The organism is Leptospira levettii, from assembly GCF_002812085.1.
In the GTDB taxonomy this organism is placed as follows: Bacteria; Spirochaetota; Leptospiria; order Leptospirales; family Leptospiraceae; genus Leptospira_A; species Leptospira_A levettii.
In genome coordinates this window covers 1-2,526 of sequence record NZ_NPDM01000011.1, presented here as the reverse complement: position 1 = coordinate 2,526, position 2,526 = coordinate 1, and the positions used below count along the sequence as shown (strand labels likewise).

Below are 2,526 nucleotides of genomic sequence, written 5' to 3'. Positions count from 1 at the left end.
TATACAAAAATTGTATATTTGTCAAATTGCTTTTTTTTAGATTTCTTACAAACGCCACACGGATGTGGCGATTCTTCCCCGCAATGTTCGCATAACGAACTAGCTAACCGACGTAGGCTGACCCTGAGTCCCGAAAGGGACGTTAGGGACTGGCACGTAGTTTGCGAATGCAAACGAGTGACAGAAAGCCTATGTGCCGAAGGCCAAGCGAGGGCGTAAGACCCGAAGCGCAGTGGTTAGCGTATGTTAATTGCAGTGTCCAAGGTATAATAAAGATAAAATTAAGAAAGAATCAAGGCCAAAAATGTTGGTAAGATGTAAATAAAGTCGACTCTTTCTCTTTGATTAATTTTCGCTGAAATATCCCAAACAGAGCTATGTAAAACAGAACTGTGATTAAAGTAAACAAAGCAAAAGAATAATGAGAAAGACGAAAACTAAATAGAAACATTAATAAAATCTCTTCAAAGAAGCATACAAAATCAAGCACGGCTTTCTCAAAGCATGACAAAGAACCTGAAATTACAGAATCAGCGAAAATTTGAACAGAATATTCAAAATAACTTTTTGGACATTGCAATTAACGAACCAGCCTTAACGACGTTCCGTGTAGCTGAGCCTCTGTAGGAGGCGTTAGCGCGACACGGAATGTGCCTTTAGGCCGAGCGAGGGTCCCACGAGAATCAGATTTCATCAGGAATCTGAGTCGAAGTGGACAAGCGCCCGAGTGAGCGTTAAGGCGATGTTAATTGCAGTTAGTTAATATAGTATAAAAGATTAGTCGAAAGGGTCCTACAATTGAGCGCAAATTTTCTCTTAAATCTTAAAATCGTAAATTACAAACAGAACTTTCAAAGAGAGCAAAGCTTAAATTGTTCTCTTTCTGCACTTTAATCGGCAACACCCTCATAAAAAAATTTGCGCGTTTTCTTCTGTAGATCAACTAATTGCAATTAACGAACTAGGCTAACCGACGTAGGCTGACCCTGAGTCCCGGAACGGGACGTTAGGGACTGGCACGGAGTTTGCGTATGCAAGCGAGTGACAGAAAGCCTATGTGTCGCAGACCAAGCGAGGGCGAAGTCCCGAAGCGCAGTGGTTAGTCGCTGTTATGCGAAGTCGTAGGTTGTTAGATTATTTTTCAATTAATTTACCAGTAACAAATTTATGAATTAAGCTAGAAATAAATGTTTGGTAAGGTAATCCTTCTTCGAAAGCTTTCTTTTGAATTGATTGTAAATCCAATTGATTAAGCCTAATGTTAATCCTTTTGTTCTTTGCTAATGTCGCAGAAGCAGCTTTCTGGTAACTACTGATTAATTTATTATTCAATCCGATTGATTTCCATTCACCAGCTTCATATGATGTGAGAATATCATTTTCTTCTTTAGAAAGGGTAGGAATTTTTTTTGAAGTTTTGTCTATTTTAGATTTCATTGTTGTCGCCATCCTTTAAAAGATAATTTCGAGTAGCTTTTCTGCTTGGTATAATTGTTTTGAGGAAAATTTCATCATTATTCTCAATGAAAGGTACTAAGTAGACGTAGTCTTCAATCTCTATAATGAAGATTGATTGGTTTGGATATTTATCCTTATTTGGGTGTTTAATGATATCCAAAAGAAATCCGTTTTCAATTTGAAAAAGGATTAATTCAAAAGAAATTCCTCGTTCTTTTCTTAAGATTTCGTCTTTCCCTAAATCCCAACGATAATTCTTCACTCATATATAGCTGATGACAATGTGTGCCTCGTGTCAAGGGTTTTTTATTCGAATTCTTCTCTTTAATTTTTAAAAAGTTTTTACTATCTCTTCAGATATTAATTTCCTACGATTACGCATAACGAACTAGCCTTCCCGAAGTTGTCCGACCCTGAGTCCCAACGGGACGTTAGGGACTGGCATGTAGCTTGCGTAAGCAAGGCGAATGCCAGGAGGACAATTTGCCGCAGGCCGAGCGAGGCCTTGTGCCGAAGCGAAGCGGTAAGTCGCTGTTATGCGTAGTAAATTTATTTATCGTTGCATTGAATATTTAAATAAATCACAAATAATCCAATCGAAATTATAGGATATAGTAAGATTTTATATAGAAGCTTTGTTTTGTTTTTCGCTTCAATTTTTTTGAAAATATTTTTAATCGATATGTAATTCAAATAGAACGACAATGGTAGAACAGTAAAAATAATTAGAAGATATATAAGAAATTCGTCTGAGATTCTTATTTTATTAGTAAAAATTGAATATAAGAATAGTAATAGAGCAATTATTAAATAGTCTAAGATATTAGTAAGCCATAAATATTTTTTTGTAATTTTAGATGACATTTCATCAGTTAATAAATTTATTTTTATAGAATAAGAAAAAGCAAGAATACAAATCGGTAAGATGATGAAAATGTTAATTAATGGAAAAAAATCAGACAATGTTAAGTGATCAAAAAGCATAAAATCTATATATTTTTCAAACTTTTACTTTGGAAATGTAATTAACAAGAGTGAAATACTCAATCAGACTCCATAGTATTAAAA

1 protein-coding gene is annotated in these 2,526 nt (G+C 35.1%); it reads right to left on the bottom strand.

The window, feature by feature from the left end; genetic code table 11:
* Positions 1–1,134: 1,134 nt before the first annotated feature.
* Positions 1,135–1,437, bottom strand: coding sequence for an antitoxin (locus tag CH354_RS18245; protein ID WP_100729101.1), 303 nt, complete (start codon positions 1,435–1,437; stop codon positions 1,135–1,137).
* Positions 1,438–2,526: the final 1,089 nt, after the last annotated feature.

Coding starts and splice junctions, on each gene's coding strand:
- CH354_RS18245 (WP_100729101.1), bottom strand. CDS start 1,437: ATGAAATCTAAAATAGACAAAACTTCAAAAAAAATTCCTACCCTTTCT.